General features: G+C 35.7%; 19 protein-coding genes and 1 riboswitch. Of the genes, 6 read left to right on the plus strand and 13 right to left on the minus strand.

What is annotated here, in order from left to right; genetic code table 11:
• Nucleotides 1-34 precede the first annotated feature (34 nt).
• The 8 genes from ACYFX0_RS07515 to ACYFX0_RS07550 form a co-directional block, all read right to left on the minus strand.
• Complete coding sequence (locus ACYFX0_RS07515) at nucleotides 35-817, minus strand: DeoR/GlpR family DNA-binding transcription regulator (RefSeq protein WP_000117666.1); 783 nt, start codon at nucleotides 815-817, stop codon at nucleotides 35-37.
• Between the two features lie 40 nt (nucleotides 818-857).
• Complete coding sequence (locus ACYFX0_RS07520) at nucleotides 858-2,042, minus strand: saccharopine dehydrogenase family protein (protein WP_000862157.1); 1,185 nt, start codon at nucleotides 2,040-2,042, stop codon at nucleotides 858-860.
• Nucleotides 2,039-3,136, minus strand: coding sequence for a 2-aminoethylphosphonate--pyruvate transaminase (gene phnW / locus ACYFX0_RS07525; protein WP_460270185.1), 1,098 nt, complete (start codon nucleotides 3,134-3,136; stop codon nucleotides 2,039-2,041). Before phnW ends, ACYFX0_RS07520 begins: the two co-directional genes overlap by 4 nt.
• Before the next feature lie 15 nt (nucleotides 3,137-3,151).
• Complete coding sequence (gene phnX / locus ACYFX0_RS07530; RefSeq protein WP_000687386.1) at nucleotides 3,152-3,946, minus strand: phosphonoacetaldehyde hydrolase; 795 nt, start codon at nucleotides 3,944-3,946, stop codon at nucleotides 3,152-3,154.
• Between the two features lie 21 nt (nucleotides 3,947-3,967).
• On the minus strand, nucleotides 3,968-5,725 hold the full coding sequence (locus tag ACYFX0_RS07535) for a putative 2-aminoethylphosphonate ABC transporter permease subunit (RefSeq protein ID WP_000425527.1): 1,758 nt from the start codon (nucleotides 5,723-5,725) through the stop codon (nucleotides 3,968-3,970).
• Nucleotides 5,726-6,727, minus strand: a complete 1,002-nt coding sequence (locus ACYFX0_RS07540) for a putative 2-aminoethylphosphonate ABC transporter ATP-binding protein (RefSeq protein ID WP_000006195.1) — start codon at nucleotides 6,725-6,727, stop codon at nucleotides 5,726-5,728.
• A 19-nt stretch (nucleotides 6,728-6,746) separates the two neighbouring features.
• A complete protein-coding gene (locus ACYFX0_RS07545; RefSeq protein ID WP_000750915.1) occupies nucleotides 6,747-7,823 on the minus strand; it encodes a putative 2-aminoethylphosphonate ABC transporter substrate-binding protein in 1,077 nt (358 codons plus the stop codon).
• A gap of 228 nt (nucleotides 7,824-8,051) precedes the next feature.
• Entirely contained in the window at nucleotides 8,052-8,204 is a 153-nt protein-coding gene (locus tag ACYFX0_RS07550; protein ID WP_000240799.1) for a hypothetical protein, read from the minus strand.
• A gap of 148 nt (nucleotides 8,205-8,352) precedes the next feature.
• Between ACYFX0_RS07550 and ACYFX0_RS07555 the strand changes: the two genes are divergently transcribed.
• The gene (locus tag ACYFX0_RS07555) at nucleotides 8,353-8,688 is read left to right on the plus strand and encodes a DUF3905 domain-containing protein (RefSeq protein WP_000726020.1); all 336 of its coding nucleotides are present in this window, start codon (nucleotides 8,353-8,355) and stop codon (nucleotides 8,686-8,688) included.
• A gap of 38 nt (nucleotides 8,689-8,726) precedes the next feature.
• Here the strand turns inward: ACYFX0_RS07555 and ACYFX0_RS07560 are convergent, their stop codons facing one another.
• The 5 genes from ACYFX0_RS07560 to phaR all read right to left on the minus strand — a co-directional run bounded on the left by ACYFX0_RS07560 (nucleotide 8,727) and on the right by phaR (nucleotide 13,932).
• Nucleotides 8,727-10,076: a TrkH family potassium uptake protein gene (locus tag ACYFX0_RS07560; RefSeq protein ID WP_001204689.1), complete on the minus strand. Its 1,350-nt coding sequence runs from the start codon at nucleotides 10,074-10,076 to the stop codon at nucleotides 8,727-8,729.
• 23 nt (nucleotides 10,077-10,099) lie between these two features.
• Nucleotides 10,100-11,293, minus strand: coding sequence for an NAD(P)/FAD-dependent oxidoreductase (locus ACYFX0_RS07565; protein WP_460270188.1), 1,194 nt, complete (start codon nucleotides 11,291-11,293; stop codon nucleotides 10,100-10,102).
• Nucleotides 11,294-11,388: 95 nt separating this feature from the next.
• Nucleotides 11,389-12,474, minus strand: a complete 1,086-nt coding sequence (phaC, locus tag ACYFX0_RS07570; protein ID WP_000206331.1) for a class III poly(R)-hydroxyalkanoic acid synthase subunit PhaC — start codon at nucleotides 12,472-12,474, stop codon at nucleotides 11,389-11,391.
• An 82-nt stretch (nucleotides 12,475-12,556) separates the two neighbouring features.
• Entirely contained in the window at nucleotides 12,557-13,300 is a 744-nt protein-coding gene (locus ACYFX0_RS07575) for an acetoacetyl-CoA reductase (protein WP_000250407.1), read from the minus strand.
• Between the two features lie 149 nt (nucleotides 13,301-13,449).
• On the minus strand, nucleotides 13,450-13,932 hold the full coding sequence (gene phaR / locus ACYFX0_RS07580; RefSeq protein ID WP_000566941.1) for a polyhydroxyalkanoic acid synthase subunit PhaR: 483 nt from the start codon (nucleotides 13,930-13,932) through the stop codon (nucleotides 13,450-13,452).
• Between the two features lie 197 nt (nucleotides 13,933-14,129).
• Between phaR and phaQ the strand changes: the two genes are divergently transcribed.
• The 5 genes from phaQ to ACYFX0_RS07605 all read left to right on the plus strand — a co-directional run bounded on the left by phaQ (nucleotide 14,130) and on the right by ACYFX0_RS07605 (nucleotide 17,461).
• Entirely contained in the window at nucleotides 14,130-14,582 is a 453-nt protein-coding gene (gene phaQ / locus ACYFX0_RS07585; protein ID WP_000939954.1) for a poly-beta-hydroxybutyrate-responsive repressor, read from the plus strand.
• Between the two features lie 42 nt (nucleotides 14,583-14,624).
• A complete protein-coding gene (gene phaP / locus ACYFX0_RS07590) occupies nucleotides 14,625-15,149 on the plus strand; it encodes a polyhydroxyalkanoic acid inclusion protein PhaP (RefSeq protein WP_000448596.1) in 525 nt (174 codons plus the stop codon).
• A 101-nt stretch (nucleotides 15,150-15,250) separates the two neighbouring features.
• The gene (locus tag ACYFX0_RS07595; RefSeq protein WP_001067916.1) at nucleotides 15,251-15,694 is read left to right on the plus strand and encodes a MaoC family dehydratase; all 444 of its coding nucleotides are present in this window, start codon (nucleotides 15,251-15,253) and stop codon (nucleotides 15,692-15,694) included.
• A 147-nt stretch (nucleotides 15,695-15,841) separates the two neighbouring features.
• Nucleotides 15,842-16,027, plus strand: a complete 186-nt coding sequence (locus ACYFX0_RS07600) for an alpha/beta-type small acid-soluble spore protein (protein ID WP_000241212.1) — start codon at nucleotides 15,842-15,844, stop codon at nucleotides 16,025-16,027.
• A gap of 114 nt (nucleotides 16,028-16,141) precedes the next feature.
• On the plus strand, nucleotides 16,142-17,461 hold the full coding sequence (locus ACYFX0_RS07605) for a TrkH family potassium uptake protein (RefSeq protein WP_460270191.1): 1,320 nt from the start codon (nucleotides 16,142-16,144) through the stop codon (nucleotides 17,459-17,461).
• Nucleotides 17,462-17,499: 38 nt separating this feature from the next.
• Nucleotides 17,500-17,673, plus strand: a riboswitch (yybP-ykoY riboswitch).
• The last annotated feature ends 8 nt before the right edge of the window (nucleotides 17,674-17,681 follow it).

Genomic DNA, 17,681 nt, shown 5'->3' on the forward strand with positions numbered 1-17,681 from the left:
AAATTAGGCGGGAGTTTAGGTACTTTCACTGTATTTAACAAACTGTCCACTGAATATTATGCTTCATAAGTTCTTCTTCAAAACTATATGGCATTTTTTTATCACAAATTACATGTTGAATACGTGAAAATGCTGCTATACGATAATTCCCTTTCACGCCTACCTTCGTATGATCACATAAAATATATGTTTTCTCAGCTAATTTCATCATCGCCTCTGACAATTTCGCTTTCTCTAATTCAAAGCTGGAAACTCCAAAACTAGGTAATAGCCCATCAATCGAAACGAACGCTTTATGAAAATGGAATTGCTGTATTACTTGCTGAGAAATAGACCCTGATACACGCGAATGCTTTGGAGATACTTTTCCACCTATAAATAAAACTTCACCGTGAAACATCTTTTTATTAATAGAAGAAATTAATTGTGTTGCGACTGGAAATGAACTTGTTACAATCGTTAAGTTTTTACGATGAACAAGGTATGGAACCATTTGAAGCGGTGTACTTCCATCATCAATTGCAATGACATCACCATCTTCTACAAATGTCGCTGCTTTATAACCAATTCTTTTCTTCTCTTCTATATGTAGCATTTCTCTTTCTAACATTGGTGCCTCTACCCCAGCGCCTGGAAGTTGAACAGCTCCACCATACACTTTTTTCAACTTCTTTTCACGATCTAATTCTTCTAAATATCGACGAATCGTTTCTGTTGATACAGCAAATTCTCTCGCTAATTCTGAAACCTTTACTTTCCCTTTAAATTCTACCTTTTCAAGAATGGTTCGCTTTCTTTCTTCTCCTACTACAGACATAGCTTCACCTCATTTATATCTCCCTCATAAACTTCCTTATTTATACAAGGTTGTAATTTTCTTTATAAGCAGAAACTTTTTCATGAATATGAATACCGCGCTTTGCTAGCTCATCAAAAATCAATTGTGGATTTTCAAAAGCTTCTTCAGGCGTAACAACACCCACCCTATTTACATTTCCATTTGCAATTAACTCTGCAGCAATCCCAAATGGAATACCGACGTTTCTCGTATAAGCTCTTAATTTTTCCCATCCTACAACAGAGCCATCAGATAACGGATGTGTATGATATAATACATGTCTTTGCTTCTCATTATTTTTCATACCTATTACTTCTACATGAAGTGCATAACCATAAACCTCTGTTTCTTGTCCTTCTTTCGATTGTAATAAATACTGCGAAATACAATCCATAATACCAATTTCTTTCCCATTTATTTCAATCTGATCATTACGCAATATGCCGTAATCATATAAAGCATGTACAAGTTGCATATTTTGCTTTGGCCAAGTTCCTCTCGTCTCTATCAGTTTGATACCTTTATTTTCTAGTGCCTTTGCTAACGTAATTGTTTCAGAATGCGGGATTATATACTGCGTTGTCTTACCATAAGGCGCTGGCAATTCTATTTCTCTTGGACGCGCAAACGGAAGTACTTGCTTAAATTCACCATCTTCATACACTGTACGCGATGGTAAATGTGGATCATATTCATATGTCGTTGTCTCTGTAATTGATGCAGAAAAAGCAATCGGACGATACGAACCGTGACTTACGCGGATCGTATCTACAGTATCCAGTTGATTTGCTGCATGCATTGCCATCATTTGCGTTACACCTGGCGTCATGCCAAATCCAGGTAAACATGTTTTTTCGTTTTGAACAAATATAGCATGCGATTCATTTTCTTCACCAAATCCATTTAAGTTCACACCGTGACACCCTGCTTCTGCAATACAGCGGGTCGACAATCCGTTTAGCTTTATCGTCGTACCGTCCATTACAATGTCATAACCAATCATTTTTGCAACCGTATCCTCGTGATTCGTTACATCTACTTTTACAAAATCAACACGAGGATCGTTGAGCCATTCTACTACTTTACGGCCCTCTTCCTCGTTAAAATCAGCTACTGTAATCGTCTCAAAAGATGAAAATTGAACTAAATCCAAAATAGCTTCACGACAAATTTTACCTGCTCCACCTAAGCAAAATACTTTCATCCAATAACAGCTCCTTTAGCAATACTATCAACTAAGCGATTAATATCTTCTTCATGTACATCACCGATATTTCCAATGCGAAACGTATCTACTTTCGAAATTTTTCCAGGGTAAATAACAAATCCATAACGCTTTAATTCGTTATATAACTGTTGAAACTCGAACCCCTCTTTTGGATAAATGAAAGATGTAATAATAGGAGATTGATATTTCTCATCTACTAGTGGCTTAAATCCGATTTCTCCCATTCTATTCACTAGTAGTTTTTGATTGTTGTAATATCGATTGTAACGCGCTCTCACTCCCCCCTCTTTTTCTAGTTCAAGTAGTGCTTGATAAAAAGCATGTACAACATGTGTAGGTGAAGTAAAACGCCATTTCCCATTTTGTTTTTCCATCGTTTCCCATTGACCATATAAATCAAGAGATAAAGAACGTCCTTTTCCTTTACACTTCAATAATTCATCACGTTTTGCGATTACAAATCCGAATCCAGGAACCCCTTGAATACACTTATTTGCACTACTAATTAAAAAATCAATTTGTAAATCAGCAATGTCTATTTCAATCCCGCCGAAACTACTCATCGCATCAACAATTGTAACCTTTCCATACTGCTTTCCTAATTTACATACATCTACAATTGGATTTATAATACCTGTCGTTGTTTCACAATGAACAACTGCAATATGCGTAATCTCTTTATCTTCTTGCAATAACTTTTCTACTTCTACAATATTAGTAGGTTCCCACTCTTCTGTTTGACTGACCACTACATCAATCTGTAACATCTCTGCCATTTGCACGATGCGCTTACCGTACGCACCATTTGTACAAACGAGAAGCTTTCCATTTGCCGGAATAACAGAACCAATTACTGCTTCAACTGAAAACGTACCGCTTCCTTGCATTAACACTGTTGTATATTTCTCTTCTTCCTTCGTCGCTAACGATACAAGTTTAGCTCTTACTTCTTGCACCATCGTATTATATTCAACATCCCACGTACACCAATCGTATAGCATAACTTCTTTTACTGATTTTGTTGTCGTTAATGGTCCTGGTGTTAATAATAAATAGTGATTTTCATTCATGATCCAGTGCCCCTTTTATGAAATAATTAGTTCTTGTTTCTCGATATGTTCTATTATGTTTTCGAGCTCCTGCATCGTTTCAATCGTAAAATGAGCCCCATTTTCAACAAACCGATTACGAACTACTTCTATTTTTTCACGAAGCTCTACCGAATCCATACTCTCCACTTCCTCTTCCGTTAAACCGAGCTCACTACTTCCAAGAATTACACCAACTGTCCACATTCCAGCATTTCTACCTTCTTTCATATCTGATACTGTGTCCCCTACTTTTATCATATGGTTCATCGGATACACATCAAGTTCCATTGCATTTTTATAGCACATCCATGGATATGGACGGCCTGCTGGAACATCATCTGGCGTAACAAGAAAATCAGGTTTATATCCTTGTAACGCTGCTTCCTTTGCAACAATATCCATCATTTCTCTCGTATAACCAGTTGTTGAACCGATTTTAATGCCTCTCTCACGTAAAGAAGCGATTACTTCTTTTACCCCCTCAATCGGCGTAGCATAACTTGGCAAAATAGAAAAGAGAATTTCTTCAAACTCTTCATACATCTCATGAATGTCTACTTCTGTTGGTAATTGACCGAAGACACGCTTCCACTCATCCGCAATACGAGGCATTTCTGTTAGTGCCCTTACATGATCTATTTTTAATAATCCCATTGGCTTACGTGCTTCTTCTACTGTAATTTCAACGCCGCGTTTATGAAAAATCTTCATGAATACTTCTAGTGGTGCAAAACATCCGTAATCAACTGTCGTACCTGCCCAATCAAAAATAACTGCTTCAATTTTCATTCTGTCCATCACCCTTCTTATTTATCTTTTTTGCCATTGCGAAGTTCGGTTACGAAGTGCTTTCGTTCCCCATTCATATACAACTCTCACTACAATATTTGTAATAACAATAAGTACACTCATTGCAGCTGCTGGCGCTACATTTCCTGCATCATCCATATTTACGATTGATACGGCAGCTAGTTTAAAATCAGCTGCATATAAGAATACAACTGCTGACACAGTTACCATCGAATTTACGAAGTAGTACATCACCATTTCTAAAATTGCTGGTAAACACATTGGTACTGTTACTCTAAAGAATGTTTTATAAAACGGAATACCCATTGACTGCGAAACAAGCTCAAACTCTCGGTCTAATTTCTTTAAGGCAGTCGTTGCCGTGACAAATGTTACAGAATAAAAATGAATGATATTTACTAGTACTAACACAGCGATTGTTCCGTATAAAGAATGAAATGGATTCGTTACTGATAGTCCCAGAATTTGAATCGTTGGTTGACTAAAGAAAAAGACATATCCTAATCCGAGTACTAAACCTGGTATCGCTAACGGCACTATAGAGAAAAAGTAACCTGTTTTTCTAAAAAATTGTAGCTGGTCTATTTTCTCAATTGCATATGCGAATACAAATGTTAAAATCGCCCCAATAACTGCTGTAACTGCTGAAACAATTACGCTATTTTTAAATGCTTCAAGTCCATCTCCTGTTAAACTCGAAAAATTAAAATGCTCAAATGTAAAACTCATATTATATGGCCATACTTTCACACTTGCAGCAATACCAACTGCAACAAATAATAGAATGATCATAAGTGTAATTACACTACAATATATGAATGAGATTACATCTCTTTTCTTATTAGCTATTATTCTGTATGGTACTGCTTTTGAAGATAAGAAATTCGCCTGCTTTCTTTGCGTAATACGATCAACTACAAATGCGAATATAGCTGGGATTAATAAAATCATTCCGACAGTTGCACCCATCGGCATATTTTGCTGTCCAATTACTTGTTTGTATACGTCAGTAGCAAGCACATTATATTGCCCACCAACAATTTTTGGTGCCCCAAAATCAGTAAAACTAAGTGTAAACACAACAAACATTGCACTAATTAATCCGTACTTTACACTAGGTAAAGTAACCGTGAAAAATTGCTTTGTTTTACTCGCCCCTAACATATTAGAAGCTTCATATAATCGATAATCAGATCCTTGAAAGGCAATTAGCAATATAAGAAATGCTTGCGGAAATGTATACATAACTTCAGCTATTACAATTCCTACTGGTCCATATAAAGGGATTTGTATACCTTCAAATAACCCAAACATCCCTTTCGTTACTAGCCCTTGATTACCAAATAAATATGTAAGTGCTATACCGTGCATCATCGTTGGTGCGAACAATGGTAATAACGCTACATACTGAAATACACGCTTTCCAAAAACATTCGTACGGGCAATTGCATATGCGTAAACGAATGCGATTGCAACTGAAATAATTGTTGTTGCGCCCGAAATCCATACTGTATTTTGTAAAGACTGAACTAAAGTTGGTGTTGTGAAATATTTACTGAAATTCGCTAAACCAATGAAAACTCCATCTTTATTATAAAAAGCTTGTGTAAATATTTGTAATAGCGGCAATACAAGTATGATAAGGAAGGAAAGGATCATACCGATAATTACGAGCCTTTGGATCCATTCCTCTTTCCCAATACTTCTCTTAATCTTTTTTTTCGTACTTTCTACCTTATAGTTTTCTAACATCTCCATCTATACAATGACCTTCTTTCCATATGACAACATATGATTTTCTGAGAAAGAGATTTGAATCGGCTTTCCTTTTCTAATAGCGGTTGCTTCTACTTCTGATGCTAATATATCCACTACAATTTTCTCATTATAAAGGTGTGTGTTTTCTTCTATGACTCGCACTTCCGTCCGATATACGGATCCGCGAAATTCCATACTTTCCACAACTGTTTTAATACCTTCCTTTTGTACAATTGTTACATGTTCAGGACGAATTGCATGTTCTTCGTTATTTTTCGAAAAGAAATTAATAGAACCAATAAAATCTGCCACAAACGGATTGGCTGGTCTTTGATAAATCTCCTCTGGTGTTCCAATCTGCATAATTTCCGCATGATTCATTACAACAATTTTATCAGCCATCGTTAATGCCTCTTCTTGATCATGCGTTACCATAATCGTCGTTATTCCTATTTCCTCTTGCAAATCACGCATTTCTCTACGTAATTTTTCACGCACTTTTGCATCTAAAGCTGATAACGGCTCATCGAGTAACAAAATATCTGGAGACAGAGCGAGCGCACGTGCAAGTGCTACTCGCTGCTGTTGTCCACCAGACATTTGAGCAGGATATTTATCTTTTACATTCAGCAAATCTACAAGTTTTAACGCATCTAGCGCTTTCTCTTTCACTTCTGCTTTCCCATATTTTTTTGTCTTTAAGCCGTATTCAATATTTTCAAGTGCTGTTAAATTCGGAAATAAAGCATACGATTGGAAAACCATTCCGAAGTTTCTCTTTCCAGGAGGCAATGCTGTAATATCTTTTCCATTCACAGCTATACTGCCAGTCGTTGGTTCCTCTAGTCCCGCTAAAATGCGAAGCAACGTCGTTTTCCCACAACCACTTGGGCCTAATAAACAAACAAACTCATTTTTGTTCACAGTAAAAGAAATATCTTTTAACGCTGTAAATGCATCAAACTGTTTTTGAATGTGTTGAATTGATAAATATTCGCTCATTTTTCTCTCTCCCACTCACTTACTTTTTCGGTTCTGCTTTTTGGCCAAACTCTTTTTCCCATTTTTCTAAAATTTTGTCACGATTTTCTGCTGCCCATTTAAAGTCATTCTTTTTATATAATTTTTCAGTAACATCTTTCGGGAATCCCTCTGGAAGTTTATAGTCATTTTTAATTGTCGCAAATCCATTTTTCTCAAAGTATAACTTCATTACATCATCAGTAATTGCCCAATCTAAAAATGCTTGCGCTAATTTATCATTTTTCGCATTATCTTTCTTAATAAGTGCGTTCGCTTCTACTTCCCATCCTAATCCTTCTTTCGGCAGTACAACTTCAACTGGGGCACCTTTTTGTTTCTCTTTTAAAGCACTATAAACCATTGATACACCGACTGGATATTCACCTGCTCCTGCTAATTTTGCTGGTTTTGATCCTGAATGCGTATAACTTGCCATATTATCATGAAGTTTCTTCATGTAATCCCAGCCTTTATCTTCACCCATGATTTGTAGCCATGCAGAAACTGTTAAAAACCCTGTTCCAGATGATGCTGGATGTGGCATAACAAGTGTTCCTTTATACTCTGGTTTCGTTAAATCTTCATATGATTCTGGCATCGGTAAATTTTTCTTCTTTAATTCTTCTTTATTTACAGCAATCCCCGTCATAAATGCAGTATTTCCTACCCATTTTTCAGGTTGCTTATCATCTTTAAATTGCGGAAGAACACGATCTGTTCCTTTTGGAGAGTATCCTTTTAACATATCTTTTTTATCTAAAGCTAATAGACTTGATGCCGCAGTTCCCCATACAACATCTGCTTGTGTATTTTTCCCTTCAGCTAGCAATTTCGCAGTAATAACTCCTGTTGAATCACGTACAATGTTTAATTTCACATCAGGATATTTCTTTTTAAAGGAATCAAGATAAATTGGTACAAGCTCTTCTTCAATTGCTGTGTAAACAGTTAATGATCCAGATAATTTTTCATCTTTCACTTTCGCTCCAGCACTTTCTTCCTTCTTTGCACCACACCCCATTAATAACGAAAATACCATTCCAGTCGCTACAGCTTTAAAGATTGTTTTTTTCACTGTTTCTCTCTCCTTTTACAAATCTTATGTACAACTCAAATATAAACAACTAGTGTAAAAGCAGTATTAAACCAACATTAATCTTTTGTTTGTTGTTTGTTTTTGTGTAATACGTTGCTACTTCTATGTTTTTTCGCATTTTTCTGCTAATAGAAAACACTAAATTTACAAATAATTAAAAAAACCTTTATAATCCCACAAAAAAATGAGGCGTTTGTAAAAAACGCCTCATTTTTGTTTCCCTTTTTTTGAATTACGATTAGCATACTTTGCGCTATTTTCTCCTTCATACTCTAATGCAAATTCTGCATCTGGTAAGCTTTCTTTCGGAGTTTTATTATTATTGATTGCCGCATTTTGTTTTACTTTTCTTTTTACCAATACATTCACCTGCTCTCAAGAAATCACTTTCTACTCTAGTTTGAAACAATTTAAAATAATTATTACTGGCAAGTGTTAACAAGTACATAAGAGGCGTTCGATGGAAATACTACGTATGAAGAAATCATTATAAAAAGGAGCGATGATTTTGAAGAAAAAAGAAAAGATTCAATCACCAATTTTAGACGAAACGCTCCCGCATCAAATGAATTTTCCATCTTTTAAAGGAACAGGAAAAACGATGCAACAACCTTTTGTGAATCCATATGATGTTGTAATTGGAGACAGTAAATATAATTCCGAGAACAGTCCACTTAACAATTGGAGTGATGAAGTAGATCCTGCCATTATGGCTGGTGATGAGTGGATCCATCCTACAAATGATATTGGGTGGATTTCAGAAGAAAATCAAGAGTTGCTAAAAAACGAATCAGATAATAAAAATGAAGCTTTTATGCATCCACAATTTGGCATTAACGACTAAAAAACCATTCTACCTAACATAGGTAGAATGGTTTCATACTATCCAATAATAATCCGTTCTTTCGGGTATTTATAGCGAGGTGGTTGTTCCCTTCCACCACTAGCTAAAATAAATGTTAAAATACCAACGCGTCCGATAAACATAAGCACAATGAGTACAAGTTTCCCAATAGTTGTTAAATCAGGCGTAACACCTGTTGATAGTCCTGTCGTTCCGAAAGCAGAACAAACCTCAACAATTAAGCTCATAAGCGGTACATTTTCCGTAATAGATAAAACGAATAGCGCAGTAGCACATAACAAAATCCCCATCGTCATAACGACAGATGCTTTCAGTACATCCTCTTCATGTAACTGACGTTTGAAGACTCTAACTGTTCTACCGCCCCTTGCAAAGGTGTATAGTGACAATATACTAACAGCAAATGTTGTTGTACGTATTCCGCCCCCAACCGAACTTGGAGATGCCCCTATAAACATTAATATACTCATAAATAAAAGCGTCGGTTGTGACAATTCACGTATATCCATTGTAGCCAGTCCACCACTTCGCGTCGTCACAGATTGGAATAATGTATAGAAAACTGTTTCATGCCATGACTTTCCTGCTAAAAACTGATTTCGTTCTAGTAGAAAAATCATAATTGTTCCAACGATAACGAGTGCAAAAAATGTCGTTGTCGTCAATTTTGTAAATAACGAAAAGCGGAATAGTTGCTGTCGCCTTTTACTAAAGAATTGTTTTACTTCCATTAACACCGGGAAGCCAATCGCTCCTAAAATAATAAGCAACATATGAATCATTTGCACAATATAATCTTTTTTGTACGGAATTAGTGATTGTCCAGTTAAATCAAATCCTCCGTTCGTAGTTGCACTAACAGCGGCAAAGAAACCGTGGAAATAAGCTTCTTGCCAAGTTGGAAAATAAAGTAGAAATCTTGTACCTAATAGTATTGCTCCAATAAGTTCTATCGAAATAATTACAATTAAAATAGAACGCATCAATTCTACAAGGCCTGATAAATTCCCTTGATTATGATCTGCCATAATGAGTCTTCTTCTCTGCAAACCGATTTTTTTCCCCGTTATAATCCAAACAAACGTACCAAGTGCCATAATCCCTAAGCCGCCTAATTGTAAAATAAGGGCTAACATAATAATTCCTGCCGTAGTAAATGTATCTGAAATCGTAACAACAGACAGTCCCGTAACACTTACCGCACTAACAGATGTAAAGAGGGCATCTATAAATGTCCATTTCACACCAGCCTTCGTAACAAACGGGAAACTAAGCAATATTACCGATACAACTACCGCTAATAAATAAAACAAAACGATGAGTTGTACAGGACGTAATTTTTGTAAAAACTTTTTTATATCTCTCATTCCATCACTTCGCTACCTTTTTTCTATCGATTAAATAAAGAAAAATCTTTACTTTCTTTATTTGTAAATAACTGCTCAAATAATTTGGCAAAGACCATTCCATATACAGTTCCATTACCTCCATACGGCAATGCGTAAAACAAATTATGTATCTTTTCGTCTTCTTTTAAAATGGGGAGACCATCATGAGTACCACCAAATGCGGCTGCCCAATAGTAGTCTGCCTGTATATTTTTATACTGCGGGAACAGTTCTTTTACAATATTAATAAGGATATCACGCTTATGCAATAATTTCGTATCACCGATTGTTTGAATTTGCATCGCTTCATCTAATCCGCCTACAATAATGCGGTTTCGATACGTTCGAAAATATAAGTAGAGCCGTGCCGTTTCCCAAATTAACGATCGCTCATGCCAGCCTTCAAACTGATCTATTTCATTTGTTACAATTGCATAAGAAGTTTCTACTGTTGTATTCTTTTCTTTCTTTCCAAAAAGCGCTTCATAACCTGTCGCCATAATAATATTCTTTGCTACAATTTGATTTCCTGTTTTCGTGTAACAAATTAAATCATTTTGGTGTTTTTTTATATGTATTGCCTCTGTATGTTCATATATATTAGCTCCCATTTGGTTTGCTTTATGCAAAAAACTATGCGCTAGTAAATACGGATTCACCTCAGCATCACCTTGCATATATAACGCTGCTTGTTTTGCAAAAGAATAACGTTTCTTAATATCAGCTTCTGTAAAATATTCAACTGGAAATCCATAATTCTGTAACGTATTATATTCCTCTTGTAAAAATGAGACATCCTCACTTTTACTTGCATAATATAAACTATTTCGCGGAATAAAATGGGGATCAATATCAAGAGTCGGTATAACCTCTTCCATTGTTCTTAGCGCTTCATAACAAAGCTTATATGCTCGTACCCCTTTTTCTTTACCAAATGTATGAATAAGAGAAGTTAACGATTTATCATGAAGAAATTGTAGTAAACCTGTATTAGCAGCTGTGCTACCACACGCAATTGCTCTTTTTTCAATAAGAGTAACACTCATACCAATTTTCGCTAACGAATGCGCTATATGAGCACCTGCTTCGCCACTTCCGACTACAAGTACATCACATATCATATCACTTTCTAACGGTGGATAACAAGGTACAGAAACTCCTGTATTCCAAAACAACTTACCGGTCATAAGTTTCATAATCATACTCCTAAAATATAAATTTCTCCTTTCTATGTTTTGTTATTTTCCATAAAAAAATCCAACTAACATAGGCTAGTTGGATTTTTTTATTTTTAATTAGAACGCTCTTCAAGCCAATTTCCAATCGTCGGATATGTTTGTTTTACAGCTGTTCCACCGTAAACAATAGACATATGCCCTGTCGGTAAACATACATATTGTTTATCTGTGCTAGAAATATGGTCTAGTAACGCTTCTACTTGACATGGCAAAGCGATATGATCACGTTTCCCGGAAATATTTAAGACATTCGCCTTAATATTTGCAAGGTCTACCTTTTGTCCGCGAATAACAAGTTCACCCTTAACCAGTTTATTATTTTGATAAAAATCACGAATCCACTGTCTGTATGATTCACCTGGGAACGGAATACCATCACCAACCCACTTTTGAACCAATCTCCAGCTTTCGACGAAGCGCTCATTCTCTGAACGATCTACTAAAGCAACATATGGACCAACAAAGTTCGTAATTGGTTTTAACATTTTGTTTCCGAAATCAATCATTTCTGGCGGAATATTTCCAAATGTATCAACCGCTTTATCTAAATTGAAGTATTTCTCATCTAATAAAGGACCATACAATCCTGTTTCAGAGAAATCAAAAGGACTTGTCATGAAAATTAAATTACGAATTGGCATGTGCGGATGAAGTGCTGCATAAATGGAAGTTAGCGTTCCACCCATGCAATAACCAAGTAAAGAAATCTCGTCCGCTTTTGCAGTTCGCATTACTTTTTTTACTGCTTTTGCAATATAATCAAACACGAAATCATCAAATTTCAAATGACTATCTTCTAAACCAAATGTGCCCCAATCAAGCATATACACATCAAAACCACGATCCACTAGATATTCCACTAAACTATTTCCAGGAGTTAAATCCATAATATATGGTTTATTAATAAGAGCATATATTAACAGAATTGGAACTCTTTGTGTTTTTTCTTGTTTTGGAATGTAGCGATAAAGCTTCGTCTTATTCTTCGTCCAAATAACCTCTTTCGGCGTTAATCCTACTTGCGGCTCTGGTTCACGTAATAAAATTTCACTCGCCCTTTTCACTCGGCGGTATGCTTTTCGGTACTCTTCTGGGTATAGCTCTAATTGCTTTTCCCATTCTGTTGCGAATGTAGTCATTTTCCTATCTCCTTTTTGGTCGATTTCCTTCTAAAAAAAGAAGTGCATTCCTGCTATGGATATGCACTTTTTTCTTACTTCATTACATATATAATCCGCCGTTAATGTTTAATTGCTGACCTGTGATATACGCACCGTCACGGCATAGGTATACTACACCTTTTGCAATTTCATCAGCTTGACCAAAACGTTTTTTCGGGATTTTTGCAACGATTTTTTGACGTACTTCTTCTGGTACTTCTGCTACCATTTCAGTATCAATAAATCCAGGGCAAATTGCATTTACAGTGACATTTGTTTTTGCAAGTTCTAACGCTAATGATTTTGTAAATCCTAACATACCCGCTTTTGCTGCTGAGTAGTTTGTTTGGCCAAATCCACCTGCTTGGCCAATAATAGAAGAAATGCTAATAATTCTTCCTTCTTCCGCTTCCGTTATGTATGGAAGAACCGCGCTTGTCGTATTAAATACGCTACTTAAATTCACGTCAATTACGCGCTCCCAATCTTCACGATTTAACTTTTTGAATGTACGATCTCTTGTAATACCAGCATTATTAACAAGAATATCAACTTTACCAAAATGATTCACAGCTTCTTCTACAAGTCGGTTTGCATCTTCTACTTTAGAAACATCCGCTTGCACTGCATAAACGTCATGTCCATCTTTTCCTAGTTCATTTACTAAATTTTCAGCTGCTTCTTTACTGCTATTATAGTTAATAACTACTTTCGCTCCCTCTTGTGCTAATGCTACTGTAATTGCTTTTCCAATCCCTTTTGCTCCACCTGTTACGATTGCTACTTTGCCATTTAATTGAACCATTTCTTTTCCCCCTTAAATGAATTTGTGAACGATTGTTATGAATCATTTTGGTACTCATACTGTAGAGTCCCTATATAATTATGTTTCGCCGTTTACACGTGAAAGAGATTCTCCCTCTCTCTTTTACCTGTTATAAACAAGCGCTTTTATCATTTTTTATTTTCCGGCTTATTCGCAGGCTTTATCTCTTCTTTTACAGGTACTTGTAGTTTAGCTAGTACTGCATTTTGCTTTTCTAGCAATTCTAAAATTTGATCTACTTTTGTTTCAAGCGTACGAATATCTTGTTTCACTTTCGTCACATCACGCTTTAATGTAGGAGCTTGTCCTAAAGAATCTACTTTCTCCTCTAGAAACTCCTCAATGTTATCTACTTTATTTTCTAAGTTAATAACAAGCGTAGCCACTCTTGCGATATCCTCTTTCGTCGGCACATTTACTTGTTCTAAATAGTTTTTTGTCGTATCATTTAATGCTTTTTGATAAAACAAATTCAAATCTAGAACGCTGCCCATCCAAGCAGAATATTCTTCTGTTTTAATTGTTTCATTGAGCGCTTTTCCCCAAAATGTTTCGGTTTGTTCATAAGCATTTTTCCATGCTTGTAGTGGATCGAATTTTTGATCAATCACTTTACCTACACTCCCTTTTTCGTTTTTGAAACAATTCAACCTATTCACTATTTTCTAATATTCTGAATAAAACTTCAAGTCTATATTTTATTTTTTCTATTTTCTAACAAATGTGTTGACTTTAAAAACAGATAGGTGTAAATTGCACTTATAAGCAAAAAATTCCATCTAACTGATTCATGAGGTGATGCACAATCATGCTACAAAATGAACCAGAACAACGCGAAAGTTTGGAGAACAACCAAGCGAAACAACCAAACTCCATGCCAAAAAACTTCTTAGTTCCCTTCTTACTTCTCTGTCTAAAAGACTGGAGTCTTCATGGTTACAAACTTATTCAAATGCTAATGGATATCGGCTTTTCTTCTGTTGACCAAGGTAATGTTTATAGAACACTACGCAAATTAGAAAAAGAAAACCTTATTTCTTCTACTTGGGATACAAGCGATGGAGGGCCGGCAAAAAGAATTTATTCTTTAACTGAATATGGAGAGCAATATTTAACAACATGTGCGACTTCTTTTGAACATTATCAAAATATGTTGCGAACGTTTTTCACGTTATACACCAATGCATTCTTTCCATTTTCTACTTCTCCAGAAAAGGATGAAAAGGATTCTTCATCTTCACCTGGTGGTACAGCAGAGTAATCTGCGTTCACAATATGCAAAAAAACATTTGGGGGTCAAACAATGGAAACTAAACCATACGAATTAGTCGATGCATTTTGGAAAAACTGGTCTCAATCACTTTCCCTTTTCTCTTCAGCTGGGAAACAATTAGAGCAACTTACTTTAGAAACATTAAAACAACAACAAGACGCTTTGCATAAATTAACATCAGGAGTAGATGAACTAGAAAAAGAACTACAACAACTCACTGCTCAGTTCAATAACCAATATACAGATTACGTGAAACAATTAACTGGAAACTCCTTAAATGATCAAATTAACGAGTGGCAAGACAAGTGGAAGGAACTTTCTGCTCATATGCAGCAACTTACTGTTTCTCCTACAAAAACATCTTTGTCAATCCTTACACAAACAAGCGGTCAATTTGAAGAAACAACAAAACAATTTATTGAGCAACAACAATTACAACGTGAAGAGGCTCAAAAACAGTTAGAGGGTTTTTTGGAAGAGTTCAAGTCAAAACAGTTGGAACTCGCAAAAAAGTTCGAGGAAAATTCAAAAAATCTATTTACTTCCATCAAGTAAGAAAAATGTGGGAGCTAACTGCAGCACAAACAAAACTCTTTCTTCCTCCTACTACATCAAGATGGCTAGCATTTTTCGATATGGAAAAGAAGGAGGACAAAATGAATCCATTTCAAGAAGCACAAACTGTTCCGGAGCTTCGTTATGATGAGATTCAAGTCGGTGATCAAGCATCCCTTACAAAAACAATTACGGATGAAGATGTTATCAATTTTGCAAAATTGACTGGAGATGTGAATCCTATTCATATTTTAGATTCTTTTGCAAAAACAACAATGTTTAAAGAACGTATTGCTCACGGTATGCTCGTTTCGAGTTTTATTTCTACCATCCTTGGAACGAAACTCCCAGGCAAAAATACGATTTATTTATCCCAAAATGTTTCATTCCGTGCCCCTGTCAAAATCGGTGATACACTTCGTGTTGTGGCAGAGGTTATTAAGAAGCGTGACGATAAAAAAATCATTACGTTGCAAACAAACATATATAATCAATCAGATGATATTGTCGTGGAAGGAACGGCGACAATACTAAAAAAAGAGTAGCAAATTTGCTACTCTTTTTTCTATCCAAGAACTTCTAATCGCACCGATTACTTCCGCGTATGACTACGTCATTTCCACATAAAATAACGTTACCAGTTTAGATAAGAACTTAGCTGAACTGGACTACTCATAAGGATGTGTATCAACATGGTAAAAACAAACAAATTATTAGTTCCAGGTGCAGAGCAAGCGCTTGAACAATTTAAATATGAGATTGCACAAGAATTTGGTGTAAGCTTAGGGTCTAATACAGCATCTCGTTCTAACGGTTCAGTTGGCGGTGAAGTAACAAAACGTCTTGTTGCTTTAGCACAACAACAATTACGTGGATAATAATATAACATATGGCTTAGAGGCAGATATTCTCTGCCTCTTTCTATTTTCAACATACATAATAGTGCTTTTTCACATACTAATCAAAGCAAAATGAAAGGAGCGATATGTGAAATGAAACGGATTAATATTAGCATGAGCCCTCCCCGCGTTCTTACTTTATCTTTTCTTCTATTATCAGTTGTCGGCACATGCTTATTAAAACTGCCCATTGCTACGACAACGTCCATTTCATGGCTCGATGCCTTATTTACAACCGTTTCCGCTTGTACTGTTACTGGGCTTGGTGTTGTAGATACCGGAAAAATGTTTACTTTATTTGGACAATGTGTCATTTTAACGCTTATACAAGTTGGCGGGCTTGGCATTATGAGCTTTGCTGTCTTAATTGCGATTATGCTCGGAAGAAAAATCGGTCTTCAAAACCGTATTTTATTACAACAAGCATTAAATCAAACGAATATCGGCGGCGTCATCCGTCTTGCCAAATCGTTATTTTTATTCTCTTTTACAGTCGAATGTATCGCTACTTTAATTCTTTCTTTTGAGTGGGTACCAAAATATGGGGTTACCAAAGGGATCTATTATAGTTTTTTCCATTCAATCTCAGCCTTTAACAATGCTGGTTTTTCTGTGTGGAGCGATAATTTAATGTCCCATTCTCATAGCATTCTTGTCAATTTCGTCATTTCCTCTCTCATCATTTTAGGTGGAATAGGTTTTACAGTAATCGTAGACATAAAAAGAAAGAAAAACTTTAAAAACCTTACACTACATTCAAAACTTATGCTTTCTTCTACTCTAATCGTCAACATTATTGCTACCCTTTTTATTTTTATATTCGAGTTCCATAACTCCCTTTCTATGAGAGGTTTTACCCCATTTGAAGAAGGAATAGCCTCTTATTTTCAAGCAATTTCAACGCGAACTGCCGGGTTTAATACAGTTGATATTTCTACATTGTCAAAACCTTCCCTCCTATTAATGATGCTCCTTATGTTTATTGGTGCTGGTAGCGCTTCAACGGGTGGTGGGATTAAGTTAACAACATTTTTAATCATATTTTTTGGCGTATTTAAATTTCTACAAGAACAAGAGGATATTGTCGTATTTAAAAAGTCCATTAAAGATACTCTCATTGTCAAATCATTAACTATTACTATTATTTCCATTTCATTTATCTTTTTTGCTATTTTAATTTTGAGTATTACTGAGCTAGTTCCTCTATTGATGAGTGCTTTCGAAGTATTTTCAGCATTTGGGACTGTTGGCCTCAGTATGAACTTAACACCCCACTTAACTATAATCGGAAAAGCTATTATTATCTTTATGATGTTTTTTGGGAAAATGGGTCCTTTAACATTGGCTTTTTCATTTGCTCGTAAAAAGAACCGGAAAATAAAATATCCGAATGAAGATATTTTAACAGGTTGACAACCGTAGAAATTATCCATATAATGAGAATACAATAGCATATCTCCAAAGGGGAGTAGCGTCCAAGAAAATTTCTTGGAAACAAAGTCGTCATTACGTAGAACTTAGTTCTTCCGGCTTTGTTGGCATTTTCATTACATATGTCTAGCAAGACCTTTGCCTATTAACGGCAGAGGTCTTTTTTGTATTCATTTCCAGATTCTTCCAAAGTTAATAGGCA

Source organism: Bacillus sp. NEAU-Y102, from assembly GCF_054788175.1.